A 16843-nucleotide genomic window follows, 5' to 3' on the forward strand; every position below is an offset into this window, starting at 1 on the left:
TTCTGATAGCTTTGAGCGGTCTTGAGAAAAAGGTTGTACATTGCGCTGTCAGATATGAATAAGAAACAAATTTCGCGCCTGTTAGGGTGTGGGTTACTTACTATTGGATTCCCCGTATTCGCTTTCGATTTTGAAGTAGAAGGACTAGAAGGAGAGCTGGACACCAACGTGTCTGCTTATCTGTCTGCTATCGATCCTAGCGAATACTCAACGTCACTTCGTTTTCAATCCCGAGTGGAAGATAATATTCAGAAGGCATTGAAGGCACTAGGTCATTACCAGCCTGAGATTGCTTTTCAAGTTGGGGAAGATTCTCAATCTCTTACGGTATTGGTTGATCCAGGACCGGTGGTGGTGATTCGCACCAGTGATTTGATCATTTCGGGGGAAGCAGCAACGGATCCTGATTTCATTCAGCTTCGCAGTGATGCCAAGCTGGGTGTTGGTGAACCGTTGAACCACAGCGCCTATGAATCTTACAAATCAAACTTACGAAATTTAGCATTAAGAAAAGGTTATTTTGATGGTGAGTTTGGTCAGACTCGCTTAGAAGTTTCTCCCGAGCATAAACAAGCCTTTATCACCATAGAATTTACCAGTGGTCAGCGCTATTACTTTGGTGAGACTCGGATTTTTGGCAGCCAAATCCGCGAAAGCCGAGTGCGATCTCTCGTGCCTTTTGAGGCGGGTGATCCTTATCTGGCATCCAACATCGGTGAGCTGAATCAGAGCTTATCTAATACCGAGTGGTTTTCTTCTGTGCACGTTGAGCCCGATCTAAGTTACATCGGGAAACAGCGCGAATTACCGATGAATATAAACCTCGCTCCGCAGGCTGAAAACCAGATAGAAACAGGCTTAGGCTATTCGACGGACATTGGTATTCGAGGCAAACTCAGCTGGAAAAAACCGTGGCTCAATGATCGTGGGCATAGTTTAGACAGTAGCATGTCCCTTTCTGTGCCTGAACAAGCGATCACCGCTAGCTACAAAATTCCGCTAGAAGACGTGTTACGTGAATATTATGAAATTCAATACGGAATGAAGCGTACTGATAAAGATGAAACCAAGAGCCTAGAGCATAACCTAGCGGTGAAACGACACTGGAAATTAGATTCGGGTTGGCAAAGAACCGCTTCCGTAAGATTCCTATACGACGACTCAGAAGAGCGAGGCCAATCTCGTATCTCTAAATTCGTTTTACCGGGATTTAGCTTCAGCCGCGCGCGAGTTCGTGGTGGCGCAATGCCCATGTGGGGAGACAAGCACCTGCTTACCGTTGAAGCCGGCAATGAAAGCCTGCTCTCTGATACTGGTATTTTAAGGGTACAGGGGCGAACCGCCATCGTACGCAGTGTGGGTGAAAATCATCGAGGATTAGCGCGTTTCGATGCGGGCGGTGTATTTGCAGGTGAATTTGACAAAGTCCCTCGTTCTTTGCGCTTCTTTGCTGGTGGTGATAACAGTATCCGTGGCTATGGGTATGAAGATATTCCGACGACCCAACCAGAAGATAAATTCAGTGGCGGTAAATACTTAGCTGTGAGTAGCCTAGAGTATCAATATCGAGTTTATGGCAATTGGTGGGCGGCAACATTCGTTGATTACGGCGATGCATGGACAGATACACCTGAGTGGAAAAAAGGTGTTGGTGTGGGTATTCGATGGGCTTCGCCTGTGGGTCCAATTCGATTAGATTTTGCTTGGGGATTGGATAAAAAACCTGACGAAAGATTTGCCATTCACTTTACGTTGGGACCAGAGCTATGACCCGTACTGTTGCTAAATGGTTAGTGCGCTTTGCCCTTTTTATTCCGTGTTTTGTTCTTGTTCTGTTACTTCTATTGGGTGGCTTACTGTTCACGCAAGCGGGGTTGAACCTTGCCATATGGGGGGCGCAAAAAGCATTGCCCCAACTCACTGTAGACGAAGCTGAAGGAGCGATACTCACGGGTATAACGCTTCATCAAGTCAATTTTAGTGATCCCGATTTATTTATCGAACTACACGCTAAGAAAGTGCAACTCGAACTGGATGCAGAATGTTTATTTGAACCCCGAGTGTGCATCGATAATCTCGCTCTAGAATCATTATCCTTTGCTCTTACAGGCACAGCGCCTACTCAGGAAGAACCAACACCTTCAGAGCCACTCACCGAGATCGCATTGCCTATTTCTGTCTCAGTTAACCGTGTTCAGTTGAATGATATTGCGCTTGATGTGTTGGGCACAGAGATCAAGTGGAAGTCGTTTTCTACTGCGGCGACGATGGAAGGTCGAGTGCTGACGTTGCACCCAACAAAATGGGATGGCATAGATATTACACTTGCTCCAACCGACGCCAACGCTTCGGTCGAAAAAGCGTCGACGGACAAAGCTGCGACGGACAAAAACGCAGACATTGAACTTCCAGAAGTATTGATTCCGCTGGATGTCGTTGTAGAAGGGTTTGATATTCATAACTTTGCTTTGCACGGTGAATCGCCAGTGAAGGTGAATCACTTGGGATTAAAGGCGAAAGCGAGCGATCATTTAGTCAGCATTGAAAAGCTGGTCTTGGATATGCCAGAAGTTAGTGCGGACGCTAGCACTGAGATCGAACTGAAAGGAGATTACTCCCTCCCGAAATTGACCCTTAATGCCAAACTCAATCAGACTGAGTTAAAAGGGCAAACCTTGGCGCTAAAGGCAGACGGTAGCGTGGCGAAACTCAACCTCAACGCTGATTTTGGGGGCGTCATCAAAGCGCACCTTGAAGGAAACCTAAAGCCGCTACAGGCTGTGCTGCCTTTCGACTTGTCTTTGTCACAAGGGGAAGTGCAATGGCCTCTTACTGGCAAATACGATTATCGCTCAGACATTGAAAGCATTGATATTAAAGGTAACTTGGATGCGTATCAGATCTCCCTTGCGTTAAAAGCGCAGGGCAAAGATATTCCGGATTTAGACCTCGATACGTCAGCGAGCGGCACATTAGAAAGTATCGATGTACACAGCTTAGTCCTCAATACGTTAGGCGGTCGAGTTTCTGGTCAGGTTGAAGCTGATTGGTCCAAGTTAGTGAAATGGAACACTACGCTCGGTTTAGACAGCATACAGCCGGGGTTACAATGGCCAGAAGCCGAGGGCAATATCAGTGGCAGTATCACGACCAATGGCTCCTTAACCGAAAGTGGTGGTTGGAAAGTGGGTGTCCCACTACTGGCTATCCAGGGTTTAATCCGCGACTACCCGTTGTACATCAATGGTCAATTGGATGCTGCGGACATCAATAAAAGCGGTGAACCTAGCATCCATACTGAAGGGCTGGAGCTATCTCATGGTCCTAATAACCTATTTGTGTCGGGTTCATTGGATAAACAATGGGGGCTGGATGTAGAGCTAAACTTCCCTGAATTTGTTAAGTCGATTCCAGAACTTCGTGGGCACATGTACGGCAAAGTTAACTTGCGTGGTGAATTTGAAGAACCCCAAATCAAGATTGAATTGAGTGTTAACGAAGTCGATTGGAAGCAAGAAGTGACGGTGGAATCCGTTGCCCTATTTGGCGATATCTCACCTCTACCTGCTCCGAAAGGCGATCTGTCATTAGTCGTTAAAAACGTGAAAGCGCAAGATCAACACATCGATAACGTGGATCTGGAATTCTCAGGTACACAGGAAGCTCATCAGCTTACATTAGATGTGTTATCCGATTTGGTGTCTACAAGTTTGAAGGTCGTCGGTGGGTTAACGGATAAACCAGAAATGGTATGGCAAGGCGAATTACAACGCGCAGAAATTACATCCGAACAAGGCACATGGACATTAGCCGATAAGGCGGCATTAGGCTTTAACATGGCAACCAATCTGGCAAGTGTTCAAGCCCATTGTTGGAATCAACAAGATGCGTCATTGTGTTTAACCAAAGACCTCTCTGCGGGGGAAAGTGGTGAGGCGAATATTGCTATCAAGCAGTTTAACTTTGAACAGATTAAGCGCTTCGTCCCACAGGAAACCGACCTTCAAGGCGAAGTTAATGCGACAGCATGGGCGAGCTGGGCACCAAACGCCAAGCCTGAGCTAAAAGTGTCTGTTTATTTACCAGAAGGGCAGGTTACACAATCGTTGGATGCACCAGTCACACTTGGGTGGAACAACATAACGTTAGATGCCGAGTTAGAGAACGATAACTTAAGAAGTCGCTGGTCATTGGATTTAGTCGACAACGGTGTGATTGATGGTCAGGCGAATATTGCAAATGTGCAATCCAACAATCAGGCCATTGACGGCAAGTTGGGGATTCGCGATATCCACCTCGGTATGCTCAAGCCTTTGCTGGGTGAATTCAGTAAAGCGGATGCCAATATTCATTCAGACTTAACGTTTAGTGGTCCTTTACTTCATCCAAAATTGCAGGGTGATTTCGTCATTGAGAAACTGATTGCCAAAGGTGACATTACTCCCGTTGATGTCAATGAAGGTCAAATCTCCGTTGCCTTTAACGGGTACGATGCGGTTCTGAACGCGCAAATTCACACGCCTGATGGCACGCTCAATTTAGACGGTGATGGAAACTGGGCGGATCTAAAAGCGTGGCGTGGCAACTTAGCCGTTTTTGCTGAAGAGTTGAACGTGAAGCTACCGCCAATGGTTCACATTAAAGTGAAGCCAGATCTTAAGATTTCAGCGACGCCTAAGCTCGCTAAAATTGAGGGCGACATTCACTTACCGTGGGGGCGTATTGAAGTGGAAGAGCTACCGCCAAGTGCGGTTGGCGTATCCAGTGATGAAGTATTACTGGATGAAAACTTCAAGCCTGTAGAAGAAAAGCAGCCTTTGCCAATGAACATTCAAACCAACGTGAATGTGAAAATTGGTGACGACTTCCGGTTAAGTGCCTTTGGTCTATTAGGCAATCTAAAAGGGGATTTAAAAGTCTCTCAACGTGACAAAGGGCCTTTTGTCGTCGGGGAAGTCAATATCCTCGATGGTTCATATCGTTCGTTCGGTCAAGATCTGCTGATTCAAACCGGTAAGATATTAATGAATGGTCCTGTGGATCAGCCCTATGTGGTGATCACCGCTATCCGCAACCCAGATAATATCCAAGATGATGTCACCGCGGGTATTCGTGTCGATGGACCAGCGGATAATCCTCAGGTATCGATATTTTCAGACCCTGCCATGCCGCAAGCCAATGCACTGTCTTACCTATTGCGTGGTAGAGATATAGATGCTGAAGCGGGTGGAAACTTAATGACCACCACGTTGATCGGCTTGAGTTTAGCAAAAAGCGGAAAAGTGGTCGGAGAGATTGGCCAGGCATTTGGTGTACAAGATTTGCAATTGGATACGGCTGGTTCTGGTGATGACTCTCAAGTAACTGTGAGCGGATACATATTACCCGGCTTGAAAGTCACTTACGGAGTGGGTATTTTTAACTCACTTGGTGAATTTACCGTGCGTTATCGCTTGATGCAGGATTTGTATGTTGAAGCGGTTTCTGGTCTTGATAGTGCGGTGGATTTGATTTACCAGTTCGAATTTGATTAAGGCGTGAGCCTGATGGAGAGTGCGATGGAACAGCTGGTGTTTGTGTATGGGACGTTGCGACAAGGCGAAGACAATCATCACTTCTTGGAAGGGTGCGAGTTGGTCGCCCAGTTTCGGACAGGGCCTGCGTTTGCTTTGTACGATTTAGGTCATTACCCAGGAATGGTACAAGGTCAACAAGAGATTTGTGGTGAAATCTACCGGATCAATGCGCAAATATTGGCTAAGTTAGATCACCTTGAAGATGTGCCATACGAATACCGACGTGAGAAAATGTCGACTCCATTTGGCGAAGCATGGGTCTATCTCTATCAAGATGGCAGCCAGTTATCGGAGCCAATCGACTCGGGAGATTGGTGCCAGCGCTTTTAGTTCTGTAGAACGGTATTGGTGGTGAATGAGTTCTTTGGTTATCCAGAATCCGTTAATGTATTTCAAGTAAAACAGCCCAGTCGATATTGGGCTGTTTTTTTATTTGTGGAATGCTATCCAAAGTATTCCGAGTTCAGGTTATTTATTCTGCGCTCGATCATAAGAGGTCTGGATTTCCTCTCGTGCGGCGGCAGCGTCTGCCCAGCCATCGACCTTTACCCATTTACCCGATTCAAGCTCTTTGTAGCGCTCAAAAAAATGCGTAATCTGCGCTTTTAGCAATTCGGGGATGTCATTCACATCTTGGATATGTTCATACTCTTTTGAGAGTTTACTGTGAGGTACGGCTACAATCTTGGCATCTTCCCCAGACTCGTCGGTCATTTTCAAAACCCCCACAGGACGACAGCGGATAACAGAGCCGGGAATAAGTGGGTGTGGTGTCGGAACAAGCACATCCACTGGGTCACCATCTAGGGATAAGGTGTGGTTTACATAACCGTAGTTGCATGGGTAGAACATGGGGGCAGACATGAAACGGTCCACAAAAACCGCGCCAGAATCTTTATCGACTTCATATTTGATCGGATCTGCGTTTGCTGGAATTTCGATTACGACATAAATGTCATCAGGTAATGATTTACCCGCGGGTACATTGTTTAAACTCATTGTGCTTTCCTTTTCTAATGAATTTCACTGTACATAGCTTAAGCGAATTTACCGTAACCTGCTATTCCACTTTAGACCAAAAGGGCATCCTCTTTTGATGGAAATTAACCCAGCTGTGGGTGTCAAATAATCGGATTTGGGGTGCTACCTGAGTGACTAAAACGAGAAATCCCCACCAGCTTTATTAAGCTAGGCGGGGATTATTCGTATTTATGCTTGGCGGTTTCAGTCTTGATTCAGTTCAAGAAACTCTTCAACCTTGCGAACCATATTCTTAGAACCCACAAAGAAAGGCACGCGCTGGTGCAGCTCGGTTGGTTTGATTTCCATAATGCGATTAACGCCATCGGAAGCCAGACCGCCTGCTTGCTCTATCAAAAATGCCATAGGGTTGCATTCGTATAACAAACGCAGTTTTCCGTTCGGGTGGCTTTGTGTACTTGGGTAAAGGTAGATACCGCCTTTAAGCAAGTTACGGTGGAAGTCGGCGACCAATGAACCGATGTAGCGGGATGTATAAGGGCGACCTTCTTCTGGCGAATTTTCCTGACAGTACTTGATGTACTTTTTCACGCCCGTTGGGAAACGGATGTAGTTACCTTCGTTAATGGAGTAAATCAAACCATCTTCAGGGATCATCATATTTTCATGAGACAGACAAAAAACGCCGAGTGATGGGTCATAAGTAAATCCATGAACCCCTTTACCCGTGGTGTATACCAGCATGGTTGAAGAACCATAAATGATATAACCAGCCGCGACTTGCTTGTCACCGGGCTGGAAAAAGTCTTCTTCTGTTGCTGGCGTACCAATAGGTGAAACGCGTTTGTAAATAGAGAAGATAGTGCCGACGGAAACGTTTACGTCAATGTTTGAAGAACCATCCAGTGGATCCATTAAAACAACGTACTTCGCATTTTTATTGAGTTCTTTATTGAATGCGACCGCTTCGTCTTCCTCTTCACTGGCGACACCACAAACCTGATCGCGAGCTTCAAGTGCAGCTTTGAATTTTTCGTTGGCGTAGACATCAAGCTTTTGCTGAGCTTCGCCCTGTACGTTTTCTGTGCCTACGGCACCCGTTATATCGACAAGACCCGCTTTATTGATTTCTCGGTTTACAATTTTGGCAGCAAGCTTAATTGAACCGAGAAGAGAGGATAGATCGCCACTGGCGTGAGCGAAGTCATTTTGTTTTTCAACAATAAACTCGCCTAGAGTGCGTATCTCAGACATGTTTGTTCCTTTGTTCAGTTTTCTGGGCTGAGATCTGAGCTACCGACGACACTGACTGGGGAAGGTCAAGTTTCTCAAGGGTTCACGGTTAAGAAACTAGGTCGCGTGGTTGAGCTCAGATACAATAAAGTCCCAATCTAAGTTGGGTTGCCTACCCGATAAATGTAGGGGTATCTGGGTTTCATTTATTATTGTATAAGTTGAATCTTTTTAATGGTAATGAAGTAACGTGCTGATCCTTGAATAATTTTAGTTGGACATCACACTTTTATACTCACATTTCGCTGACATAAATCAGGCATGATAAGAAGCAATTAAAGACGTCAAAACAGACTAGGAATCGTAATTTATGCATATTCATATTTTGGGAATTTGCGGGACATTTATGGGCGGAGCAGCGGTATTGGCTCGTCAAATGGGGCACAAAGTCACGGGATCTGATGCCAATGTATACCCCCCAATGAGCACGCTATTAGAATCTCAGGGTATCGAAATTATAGAGGGGTTTGACCCGTCGCAATTGGAGCCGAAGCCAGACTTGGTGGTGATTGGTAATGCAATGAGTCGTGGAAACCCTTGTGTAGAATATGTACTGAATCACAATCTGAAATACACATCAGGTCCACAGTGGCTGCAAGAATTTTTGTTGCATGATCGCTGGGTGTTGGCGGTATCTGGAACGCATGGCAAAACGACCACGTCGAGCATGCTAACTTGGATCCTTGAGCACTGCGGTTATCAACCCGGATTTTTAGTTGGGGGCGTTTTAGGCAATTTTGGTGTTTCGTCTCGTCTTGGTGAAAGTATGTTTTTCGTGGTCGAAGCGGATGAGTATGACAGCGCTTTTTTTGATAAACGTTCTAAGTTTGTTCATTATCACCCGCGAACTTTGGTGATGAATAATCTTGAGTTTGATCATGCAGATATCTTCGACGACTTGGATGATATTAAGCGACAGTTCCATCATTTGATCCGTACCGTGCCTGAAAATGGCCGTATATTTTCCCCAATTAATGACGAAGCGCTTGAAAGCGTGCTTGAGCAGGGTTGTTGGAGCGAACAAGAAAAGACAGGCTTCAATGGCGACTGGCAATCCGAAAAGATCAAATCAGACGGCAGTGAATTTAACGTTATCTTCCAAGGCAAACATGTTGGCAAGGTTTCTTGGAACCTGATTGGTGATCACAACGTCGATAATGCACTGATGGCGATTGCGGCGGCGAGGCACGTGGGTGTTACGCCTGATTTAGCATGTGAAGCTCTGGCGTTATTTGTAAACACAAAAAGACGCCTAGAGCTGAAAGGCGAGGTGAATGGTATTACGGTTTACGATGATTTTGCTCATCACCCAACCGCCATTGAACTAACGTTACAAGGATTACGTAATAAGGTTGGTGAAGGAAAAATTCTAGCGGTGCTAGAACCTCGCTCCAGCACGATGAAAATGGGTGTTCATAAAGAAACACTCGCCAATGCACTAAGTGCTGCCGATTCCATCTATTTGTTTCAGCCAGATAATATCCAATGGTCAGTCGACGATGTTGCGAGTCAATGCCATCAACCGGTGCAGACTAGCGACGACATCAATACGCTGGTTACACGTATCGTCGAAGAAGCTAAACCAGGCGATCAGATATTGGTGATGAGCAATGGGGGATTCGGTGGGATTCATGATAAGTTACTCAATGCACTCACGGCTGATACGCTAACCTAAGAGTGGACTGATTTTTCAATGCAAGAAGTAAGAATGACTCAAAAAAATAAAGCCATTACGTTGGCATTTACAGGGGCATCCGGAGCACCTTATGGGCTCCGGCTACTGGAATGCCTACTCGCCGCAGATTACACCGTCTATTTGTTGATATCTTCCGCCGCGCGAGTGGTGATGGCAACGGAACATGGGTTGAAACTACCGGGCTCTCCAGATGGCGTAAAAGAAGCGCTGGTTGAACACCTTCAGTGCGATGCGGATAAGCTCATCGTTTGCGGTAAAGAAGATTGGTTTTCACCCGTAGCTTCAGGTTCGGCAGCACCGAAACAGATGGTGGTTTGCCCTTGCAGCGCAGGCAGTGTGGCTGCCATCGCCCACGGCATGTCGGATAATCTTATAGAGCGTGCTGCCGATGTGGTCATGAAAGAGCGTGGGCAATTACTTTTGGTTGTTCGTGAAACGCCTTTTTCTACTCTTCATTTGGAAAATATGCATAAGCTCTCGCAAATGGGTGTCACCATTATGCCTGCCGCACCGGGATTTTATCATCAACCAACTAGCATTGATGACTTAGTCGACTTTATGGTTGCACGCGTTCTTGACCATTTAGGTGTCGAGCAAGGATTGGTCCCTCGTTGGGGATATGATCAGCGCAATTAGAAACGATTGAAGTAATTGCATATGGCTAAGTTCATAGAAGTCGATAAAATAGAACCACTCTCATCGGGGTGCTAAATGAATAGGCGATGTTTGCATCGCTTTTCTTATGGCTGAGATAAACCTTTGGTTTGAACCCGTACACCTGAACCAGATAATACTGGCGTAGGAATTGAGCGCGGAAATTTACCCCTCTCAACACCTGTGCCGCTCAACAATGGATAGGAGCGACCAGTGAAATACGCACTGACTACTCATGTATTGACGACAACAGCACTTTCTACACTTGCTGCCACACCGGCATTCGCCGCAGAAAACACGCTAACGGTTTACACGTACGACTCTTTTGCTGCGGATTGGGGACCGGGTCCAACGGTCGAAAAAGCGTTTGAAGCTCAATGCGGATGTAATCTAGAGTTTGTTGCACTTGACGATGGCGTGACCATTCTCAATCGCTTACGCCTTGAAGGTAAAAACAGCAAAGCGGATATCGTTCTTGGTCTTGATAACAATCTAATGGCTGAGGCAAAGAAAAGCGGTTTGCTTGCCGAACATAGCGTTGACACGACTAACGTGACGATCCCAGGTGGCTGGAAAGACAGCACATTTGTCCCTTACGATTACGGCTATTTTGCGTTTGTTTATAACAAAGAAAAACTCACCAACCCACCCAAGAGCCTAAAAGAGCTGGTTGAAAAGCGTGATGATCTTAAAGTGATTTACCAAGATCCACGTACCTCGACGCCTGGTCAAGGTTTAATGCTGTGGATGAAGTCGGTGTATGGCGACAATACGACGGATGCATGGAAACAACTGGCCAAGAAAACGGTCACCGTAACGAAAGGTTGGTCTGAAGCGTACTCAATGTTCTTGGAAGGCGAGTCCGATCTTGTGCTTTCATACACAACATCTCCGGCGTATCACTTAATTGCAGAAAAAGACGCCAAATATGCAGCTGCTAATTTTGCTGAAGGTCATTACACTCAGATTGAAGTCGCGGCAAAAGTGAAGGCGAGTGAAAATCAAAAATTAGCCGACGAATTTATGGCGTTCATTCTAAGCGATGAGTTCCAATCTGCGATGCCGACAGGCAACTGGATGTACCCAGTAACTGCAGTTGAGCTTCCTGAAGGATACAACACGTTAACCGTTCCAGCGAAAGTCTTGTCTTTCTCTTCAGATGAAGTCGCTGAGAGCAGAAAAACGTGGATTAAGGAATGGCAAAACGCCCTGACTTTCTAAGTTTTACATTATCGACAAGCCATGCATAATGCGTGGCTTGCTTGTATATGCATAGGCTCATTCTGCTGTGATTCGAAATGTACCTAAAGTCGGGATAGTCGTCGCGACGGTTATCTTAATCTTTGTTGTCTCCGCTTTGTGGGCATTATTGTCAAATGCGCCTTCTCTGAATCCTCTCCAAATATGGTCTGATCCATATTATCGCCATGTTACCCAGTTCAGCTTTTATCAAGCTTTTCTGTCTACATTACTCAGCGTAGGGTTTGCCATTCCTGTCGCGCACGCACTGTCTTACCGACAATTTCCCGGTAGAAGCTTACTGCTTAAGCTGTTTGCTAGCACGTTGGTGTTACCAGTTTTAGTTGGGGTATTCGGAATATTAGCCATATATGGCAACAGTGGTTTGATTGCCGATTGGCTGAAAGACAATGGGATGTCTTTGCCTTTTTCGATTTATGGTTTAAACGGCATTTTGCTCGCCCATGTGTTTTTTAACCTGCCGTATGCAACTCGGCTCCTGCTTCAAGCGTTAGAGAGTATCCCGCCAGAGCAACATAAATTATGTGCCCATTTAGGGATGTCCCGATGGAATAAATTTCGCTGGGTAGAGTGGCCTCGATTGGCAACGCAGCTCCCTCAAGTGTGTGGTTTGGTCTTTATGCTTTGCTTTACGAGTTTTGCTACTGTTATGGCACTCGGCGGGGGACCGAAATCAACGACAATCGAATTAGCTATCTATCAAGCGATAAAATTCGATTTTGATCTTCAAACGGGTGCGTTGCTAGCCATGTGGCAAATGTTGTTGTGTGGCGTACTCGCCATCAGTGTTCAAAAGCTATCAAAGCCTTTGTCTGTGACTTCAGGAAGCTTGAAACCACTGCCTATGTATTCTGATAGCCGCAAAGCCAAAGCTTGGGACACCATTTGGATAGGTTTAGTGATGATGTTGGTGTTGCCGCCTCTAACAATGGTTGTGTTAAGCGGTCTTAACAGCAAAGTATTTATCGTATTGTCGGATGGTCGTTTTTGGAACGCTGTGCTTTCCTCGCTTCAGGTCGCCTTACTAGCCAGTATTTCTGCGTTGCTATTGGGTGCAGCGATTTTGTCGACTAGCCGAGTATGGCGACTCAAAAAACAACATTTTCGTGCCGATAAAATAGAATTGGCGGGTACCATTATCCTCGTCACACCGGGCTTAGTGATCAGTACCGGGTTGTTTTTATTGATCAGAGAAATAGCCGACGTATTTAGCCTAGCATTTTGGATTGTCGTTGCAGTGAACTGTTTAATGGCATTGCCTTACGTTATCAAAACATTGTCGCTCCCTATGTACCAATTGGTTCAACAGTATCAATATCTAACAGCAAGTTTAGGTATTCGAGGGTGGAATCATTTTCGCCTAATGGAGTGGCGAGCACTGCGAAAACCCTTTGCCCATGCTTTCGCTATAAGCTTTATGCTATCGATGGGCGATCTTAGCGCGATTGCTCTGTTTGGTAGCCAAGAGTTTAGGACTCTGCCTTTGTATTTATTTCAATTACTTGGAAGCTACCAAATGGAAGCGGCAGCAGTGGTTTCTTTGTGCCTTTTACTTCTGAGTGTGTTGAGTTTTTCACTTGTTGAAGCCCTATTTAAACAGAGAGTTCCCCATGACCATTCTTAGTTTACAAGATGTGCATTACCGCTATAACGATGAGCTGTTTAGGTTTAACTTAGATGTGAGTGAAGGCGATATCGTTTCATTGATGGGGCCAAGTGGCGCAGGAAAATCTACGTTATTGTCGCTGGTGGCAGGTTTTATTCAGCCACAGTCAGGGCAGATCCTTGTCGCGGGGCAATCGGTTTTAGGGTTACCGCCACACCAGATTCCTTTGTCTATGCTATTCCAAGAAAACAACCTATTTGCTCACTTAACCGTGCGTGAAAACATAGGGTTGGGTATAGAACCTAGCTTAAGGCTTTCTTCAAAACAGAAAGGGCAGGTAGAAGAAGCGGCGGTAATGGTCGGGAACGGTGACTTTTTGGATCGACTTCCAGAGCAGCTTTCTGGCGGACAGAAACAGCGGGTGGCATTGGCGAGATGTTTTGTTCAGCCTCATTCCATTTGGCTTTTGGATGAACCTTTCTCAGCGCTTGACCCTGTCATTCGTGAGGAAATGCTCTCGCTGGTACAAACGTTAGCCAAAGAGAGAAACATTGCCATCGTGATGGTGACGCACCACGTCAGCGATGCGAAATCCATTGCCACTCAATTTGCTTACATGTCAAAAGGGGAGGTGCGTTCGGTATTGCCGATAGAGGAGTTAGTTGCAACGAACTCAAACCAAGAAATAGCGGTATTTGTTAGAGCGGGTGAGTAGATCAATACTCTAGGTGATGGTTGTACATGTCGATAAAAGCTTCGGCGTTTGTGAAAAGCGTTGCCACTTCAATGATGACACTTTCTTCTTTAGCTTGAGATGACAGCGATCCAAATGCAGTGTAGTAGCTCACCTCGTCTACGTTGTTTATACCGACGTTGGTTAATGGAATCAGTTTGTGAGTTTGTAGGATCTCCTTATTGAGGGCGTTAACATCTTTTACGTTACGTTCTGGGAATAGAATACTTTCTATGACGATCTGATGTTCAGAAATACTTAAGTAGGCAATTAAGCTGTCTTCTTTGTTGTTGATGATTAGCGTTCCTGAATCAATGGAATCAACCTCCCATCCTCTTCTCGTGTCTATTAGTTTCTGCAATCCGCCTAATGTCCATGACACAATAATAATCCTTTAAAATCAGCTGGTAAGGTCATGGAGTATAGAGAATAAGTGACTTATGGCAACACACGATTATTGTGCCTTGTTGTCAATGAAACCTCTATTGTTACGAATAGTGTCAATATATCTACTTGTTATAGTGAGCGTATTTTTAGGCAAGTTATAAATATTGCTTTCTAAATTAAATTTATATTTTTTCAAGTAGTCATAATTATTGGGATACGCATCACTCTTTATTCTTTTTTTACGAATTCTATGGGGATGGAATCACATTTCCCCTTAAATGAAATAGTCGTAAAACGTTACGTCAGAAATCCAATTTTTATAATTTCTGTGAATGATTTTTTGCTCACTTATCATTTTTATTTTATGCCTTACTATTTGAAACCTTTTCTCTCATTTAATTTATTTTAGGTAACAAAATAAATAATATCCGGATCTTTCTTATCCAATATTTATTAAATTGGGATATTCTTCACGCAAAATGCAACCGGTTGCGCTTTTTTGTTAATTCAGTTTTTGATAGAGTTTTTATAGTTCATTAATTGATCAACTGGAGTGAATTATGAAAAGGATATTGCTTTGCTGCAGCGCAGGTATGTCTACGAGTATGCTAGTTAAGAAAATGGAAGCAGCCGCAACGGAACAAGGGGTTGAATGCAAGATAGATGCGTTGTCTGTCAGTGCATTTGAAGGTGAAATTCAAAACTACGACGTTTGTCTTCTTGGTCCACAAGTCCGTTTCCAGTTGGAGGAAATGAAGAAGGTGACGGATCAGCATGGTATTAACATCGCTGCGATACCTCCTCAAACCTACGGAATGATGAAAGGTGATGAAGTCTTAAAACAAGCACTCTCACTGATTAAGTAAAACGAATTTAATTTAAGCCTTATAAAACCTGATTATATTAATTAATCGGGGAGGGGCTCTTATATCCAAAATATGGGTTTTAATTATGAAGATTTATGAAGCAATGATGAAAGTTGTAGAACAACATATTGCGCCCTTGGCTGCAAAAGTTGGCGCACAACGGCATGTTAGGGCAATGAGAGACGGTTTTATTGTCGCGATGCCTTTTATTATTGTCGGAAGCTTTATTTTAATTTTTGCATTTCCACCATTTGATCAAGACACCACGAATGGATTTGGGCGTGCTTGGCTTAATTTTGCGTCGACGCATTTCGACACCATTATGATGCCTCATTTTATGTCGATGGCCCTGATGGGGTTATTTGTATCTATGGGGGTAGCTTACAGTTTAGCGAAGTCGTACGGAATGGATGGCATTACCAGTGCTGCCCTCGCGTTAATGAGCTTTTTACTGGTAGCAGCTCCTGCAAAAGAAGGCATGCTATCCATGCAATACCTTGGTGGTACGGGAGTGTTTACTGCCGTACTTTCTGGGTTCTTTGCTGTAGAGCTGTATCGCGTAATGAAGAAATACAACATTACGATCCGAATGCCAGAACAGGTTCCGCCTGCTATTCAACGATCTTTTGAAGTGCTACTGCCAGTATTGGTTGTATTCCTAACGTTGTACCCACTCAGTATTTGGTTGCAAACACAGCACGATATGTTGCTTCCTCAAGCGATTATGGAAGCGTTCAAGCCATTGGTGAGTGCTTCAAATACACTGCCAGCCATTATCGGCGCTTTACTGTTGTGCCAGCTATTATGGTTTGCTGGTATTCACGGCGCGGCCATTGTCGTTGGTTTACTTGGTCCTATTTTCCTCACGAACCTTACCGTTAACATTGAAGCATTTGTTGCAGGTGAAGAAGTACCTAACGTCTTTACTCAGCCATTCTGGGATTTCTACATCTTTATTGGCGGCTCTGGCGCGACGTTGGCGTTAGTTGCGTTGATGTCATTCAGCCGCTCCGCTCACCTGAAAAGTCTGGGAAGAATGAGTGCGGTTCCCGGCTTATTCCAAATCAACGAGCCGGTTATTTTTGGTAGCCCAATAGTTATGAACCCAACACTGTTCTTACCGTTTGTTGTTGTGCCAATCATTAATGCAACGATTGCGTATATTGCTGTCCATACCGGCTTTGTTGGTATGGGGGTTGCGACAATGCCATGGACGACGCCAGCCATCATAGGCGCATCTTGGGGAGCGGGCTGGACATTAACACCCGTGCTTCTCGTTGCCGTGCTGTTTGTTATCGATATCGTTCTTTATTACCCGTTCTTCAAAATATTTGAGCGCGAGCTTCTTGCCCAAGAAGAGCAGTCTGAAACACCAGAAGAATCAGCAACACCTGCTCGTGGAGAAGGTGTCACCGCTTAACTAATTGTATTTGGAGCCTGGCGACGGCTCGTCAGGCTCTAGAATTTGGAGAGAAAAATGGAACAAGAAGCAGTTGTAATGGACATTATCTGTAATGCAGGTGAAGCCAGAAGTTTATGTTTTGAAGCGCTTGCAAAGGCGAGAGCGGGTGAATTGAGCCACGCCAAATCTTCTCTAATTCAGGCAAAAGAATGCTTGAACCAAGCACACCTTACTCAAACTCAACTTATCGAAGCGGATCAAGGTGAGGGGAAAGTACCAATGACATTGGTCATGGTACATGCCCAAGACCATTTAATGACAACAATATTGGCACATGAAATGGCAACAGAAATGGTTGCACTTCACGAACAGTTGGCAAAAAGGTAGGA

The 16843-nt window shown here is 45.0% G+C and carries 14 protein-coding genes and 1 riboswitch; of the genes, 11 read left to right on the forward strand and 3 right to left on the reverse strand.

The annotated features are described in order from the left end of the window. Positions 1-54: 54 nt before the first annotated feature. Genes tamA through LDO37_RS02590 form a run of 3 tightly spaced genes read left to right on the forward strand, consistent with a single transcriptional unit; the run spans position 55 to position 5906 of the window. Entirely contained in the window at positions 55-1770 is a 1716-nt protein-coding gene (gene tamA / locus LDO37_RS02580) for an autotransporter assembly complex protein TamA (RefSeq protein ID WP_185829710.1), read from the forward strand. After that, the gene (gene tamB / locus LDO37_RS02585) at positions 1767-5534 is read left to right on the forward strand and encodes an autotransporter assembly complex protein TamB (RefSeq protein ID WP_126606336.1); all 3768 of its coding nucleotides are present in this window, start codon (positions 1767-1769) and stop codon (positions 5532-5534) included. The genes tamA and tamB overlap by 4 nt, the downstream gene beginning before the upstream one ends. Positions 5535-5558: 24 nt before the next feature. Continuing rightward, the gene (locus tag LDO37_RS02590; protein WP_101111083.1) at positions 5559-5906 is read left to right on the forward strand and encodes a gamma-glutamylcyclotransferase family protein; all 348 of its coding nucleotides are present in this window, start codon (positions 5559-5561) and stop codon (positions 5904-5906) included. Between the two features lie 138 nt (positions 5907-6044). On the opposite strand, the gene ppa is transcribed toward LDO37_RS02590, so the two are convergent. Continuing rightward, positions 6045-6575, reverse strand: coding sequence for an inorganic diphosphatase (gene ppa / locus LDO37_RS02595; protein WP_101111082.1), 531 nt, complete (start codon positions 6573-6575; stop codon positions 6045-6047). A 225-nt stretch (positions 6576-6800) separates the two neighbouring features. Continuing rightward, entirely contained in the window at positions 6801-7811 is a 1011-nt protein-coding gene (gene fbp, locus LDO37_RS02600) for a class 1 fructose-bisphosphatase (RefSeq protein WP_126606335.1), read from the reverse strand. A 349-nt stretch (positions 7812-8160) separates the two neighbouring features. Between fbp and mpl the strand changes: the two genes are divergently transcribed. The 5 genes from mpl (at position 8161) to thiQ (ending at position 13781) form a co-directional block, all read left to right on the forward strand. After that, positions 8161-9525: a UDP-N-acetylmuramate:L-alanyl-gamma-D-glutamyl-meso-diaminopimelate ligase gene (gene mpl / locus LDO37_RS02605; protein ID WP_126609318.1), complete on the forward strand. Its 1365-nt coding sequence runs from the start codon at positions 8161-8163 to the stop codon at positions 9523-9525. A gap of 33 nt (positions 9526-9558) precedes the next feature. Beyond that, positions 9559-10182 carry a flavin prenyltransferase UbiX gene (locus LDO37_RS02610; RefSeq protein ID WP_126609319.1) on the forward strand — a complete coding sequence of 208 codons (624 nt, stop codon included), beginning with the start codon at positions 9559-9561 and terminating at the stop codon, positions 10180-10182. 54 nt (positions 10183-10236) lie between these two features. Then, a riboswitch (TPP riboswitch) is annotated at positions 10237-10368 on the forward strand. A gap of 72 nt (positions 10369-10440) precedes the next feature. Beyond that, positions 10441-11421 carry a thiamine ABC transporter substrate binding subunit gene (gene thiB / locus LDO37_RS02615; RefSeq protein WP_399481193.1) on the forward strand — a complete coding sequence of 327 codons (981 nt, stop codon included), beginning with the start codon at positions 10441-10443 and terminating at the stop codon, positions 11419-11421. Positions 11422-11488: 67 nt separating this feature from the next. Continuing rightward, the gene (thiP, locus tag LDO37_RS02620) at positions 11489-13084 is read left to right on the forward strand and encodes a thiamine/thiamine pyrophosphate ABC transporter permease ThiP (protein ID WP_126609321.1); all 1596 of its coding nucleotides are present in this window, start codon (positions 11489-11491) and stop codon (positions 13082-13084) included. After that, on the forward strand, positions 13077-13781 hold the full coding sequence (gene thiQ / locus LDO37_RS02625) for a thiamine ABC transporter ATP-binding protein (RefSeq protein WP_126609322.1): 705 nt from the start codon (positions 13077-13079) through the stop codon (positions 13779-13781). Before thiP ends, thiQ begins: the two co-directional genes overlap by 8 nt. Before the next feature lies 1 nt (position 13782). Here the strand turns inward: thiQ and LDO37_RS02630 are convergent, their stop codons facing one another. Beyond that, a complete protein-coding gene (locus LDO37_RS02630) occupies positions 13783-14181 on the reverse strand; it encodes a DUF2170 family protein (protein WP_101111077.1) in 399 nt (132 codons plus the stop codon). A gap of 565 nt (positions 14182-14746) precedes the next feature. On the opposite strand from LDO37_RS02630, the gene LDO37_RS02635 reads away from it, so the two are divergent. The 3 genes from LDO37_RS02635 (at position 14747) to LDO37_RS02645 (ending at position 16841) form a co-directional block, all read left to right on the forward strand. Continuing rightward, complete coding sequence (locus LDO37_RS02635) at positions 14747-15052, forward strand: PTS sugar transporter subunit IIB (protein WP_126609936.1); 306 nt, start codon at positions 14747-14749, stop codon at positions 15050-15052. Positions 15053-15137: 85 nt separating this feature from the next. Further along, on the forward strand, positions 15138-16472 hold the full coding sequence (locus tag LDO37_RS02640; protein WP_126609935.1) for a PTS sugar transporter subunit IIC: 1335 nt from the start codon (positions 15138-15140) through the stop codon (positions 16470-16472). 57 nt (positions 16473-16529) lie between these two features. Beyond that, entirely contained in the window at positions 16530-16841 is a 312-nt protein-coding gene (locus tag LDO37_RS02645; protein WP_126609934.1) for a PTS lactose/cellobiose transporter subunit IIA, read from the forward strand. The last annotated feature ends 2 nt before the right edge of the window (positions 16842-16843 follow it).

The sequence above is a fragment of the Vibrio penaeicida genome, from assembly GCF_019977755.1.
Lineage (GTDB): Bacteria > Pseudomonadota > Gammaproteobacteria > Enterobacterales > Vibrionaceae > Vibrio > Vibrio penaeicida.